Below are 1,485 nucleotides of genomic sequence, written 5' to 3'. Positions count from 1 at the left end.
GAGATCACCACGCCAACGACCAGGGGCCCTGCTCTGTCACACCCCCGTCCACCAGGCCATTTCACCCTCCCGGCACTGGATGAAAAAGGTCCACTGATCGATGTCAGAAGCGCGCGATAGCTTCCCGGCATGGGTGTTTATCTGGTGAGCGTCGGCGCGGAGGAATGGTTCGGTGACGAGGAAGACGGATGGGGTGAAGTTGCTTCGGGGCTCGATGCTGAACTCAGGCGGCGGGGCATGCCGCCCTACGAGGACGTCCCCGCAGAGACGGACTTCGCCCCTGGCTCAGGGCAAGCTTTCGAGGAAAAGCTGACCCCCGATATGACCGGGTTCCTCGCCTTGTGTCAGACGCATCTGTCACGAGAGGAATCGGAGATCCTCTGCGGCTGGACCGTGCTCGTGCCCTTCTCCCTAGATGAGGAGATCTGGTTGCCCATCGAGTCCGACGACCACGACTCCATGGTGGCCGGCGCTCCTCAGGTACTATCGCTCGCCGAGAAGCTGGCGGCAGCCATCGATCTACCAGCCGAAACCCCGGCGACGTGCGACAACCTCGACCTGAGCACGTGGTTCAGGCACCAAGCAAAGGAACTGGCCGCTGGTCGAACAGGATCGTGGACCAAGGACCTGGATACAGCCTTCTACGTCGCACTGTTCCTGCGCGCTGCACAGCACTCGATCCGGCGCGGCTGCCCCATCGTCTGCACCTGAGACCCACCTTCGGTCCCACTGGTCTCCCAGCGAACATCACCCACCGTGCACCCGTCACGGAAAGTGAGCCAGAACCCCTTCCCCCACACATAACTCGCGACCAACGCCTCCCCGTACGCCTCACGCCGCAGCGCGTCCGCGACGATCAACGCCACCTGCGCCCGGCTGACATCCGCGTCACCGACCTCGGTCACCGAAGCCAGCCCCGAGGGCCAAGGAGCGATCCGCGCCCAACGGCTGGGCCTGTACCGCACCGCGTGTACGCCCGGCGTCCCATCGGCCAGCCGCACAGCGTTCCCATCCCACCAGCGACCCAGCGCCTCCAGGACCACATCGGGCAGCAGACACGCAGCCATCTCCCGGTCCACCGCATCCGCCCGATCCTGCCTGCCCACAACCCACCCCCACGCATCCTCTGCCCCGCCTTCCTGCACTTGCAGGAGTACCGCGCTGCGCCGCGTTCCCTGCCAGCAACCTGTGAGGCGGCCAGAGCCGGACCCGCCGATCGCCCGCCTCTGCCGCTATCCCCGCCGAGCCTTACGCCTCAGCCTCGGCGTCGAGGGCAGCCTGCCACCGCTCCAGCTCCTCGAGCGTGCCGCGGACCTCGGCATGATCCCGGCTGCCGTAGACACGGGCCTCGTCCTCGGCGAGCTTCCGCAAAGCGGTCACTGCGCCTGTCAGGTTGCCGGCCTTCCCGATGAAGACTGCCCACTGGTACCGGGTCGCCAGGGTGCGGGGGTGGTCGGGTCCGAAGACGCGGAGTTGGTCGGTGAG

At 66.5% G+C, this 1,485-nt stretch carries 2 protein-coding genes and 1 pseudogene; 1 reads left to right on the top strand and 2 read right to left on the bottom strand.

Going from position 1 to position 1,485, the window contains the following annotated elements; translation table 11 throughout:
* The first annotated feature begins 129 nt into the window (after positions 1–129).
* Positions 130–711, top strand: a complete 582-nt coding sequence (locus ACFQ8C_RS36985) for a hypothetical protein (protein WP_383466343.1) — start codon at positions 130–132, stop codon at positions 709–711.
* On the opposite strand, the gene ACFQ8C_RS36980 is transcribed toward ACFQ8C_RS36985, so the two are convergent.
* Both ACFQ8C_RS36980 and ACFQ8C_RS36975 read right to left on the bottom strand, forming a co-directional pair.
* Positions 642–1,067: a hypothetical protein gene (locus ACFQ8C_RS36980; protein WP_383466345.1), complete on the bottom strand. Its 426-nt coding sequence runs from the start codon at positions 1,065–1,067 to the stop codon at positions 642–644. The two genes, ACFQ8C_RS36985 and ACFQ8C_RS36980, sit on opposite strands and share 70 nt — an antisense overlap.
* A gap of 181 nt (positions 1,068–1,248) precedes the next feature.
* Positions 1,249–1,485: pseudogene (locus ACFQ8C_RS36975) on the bottom strand (tetratricopeptide repeat protein); the annotation flags it as partial.

The organism is Streptomyces sp. NPDC056503 (assembly GCF_042794995.1).
In the GTDB taxonomy this organism is placed as follows: domain Bacteria; phylum Actinomycetota; class Actinomycetes; order Streptomycetales; family Streptomycetaceae; genus Streptomyces.
The sequence above is the reverse complement of the archived record's forward strand: the minus strand, read 5'-3'. Positions and strand labels throughout refer to the sequence as shown.

What these genes read in the sequence shown, in the direction of transcription:
- ACFQ8C_RS36985 (WP_383466343.1), top strand. Translation starts at nt 130, where the DNA reads ATGGGTGTTTATCTGGTGAGCGTCGGCGCGGAGGAATGGTTCGGTGAC.
- ACFQ8C_RS36980 (WP_383466345.1), bottom strand. Translation starts at nt 1,067, where the DNA reads ATGGCTGCGTGTCTGCTGCCCGATGTGGTCCTGGAGGCGCTGGGTCGC.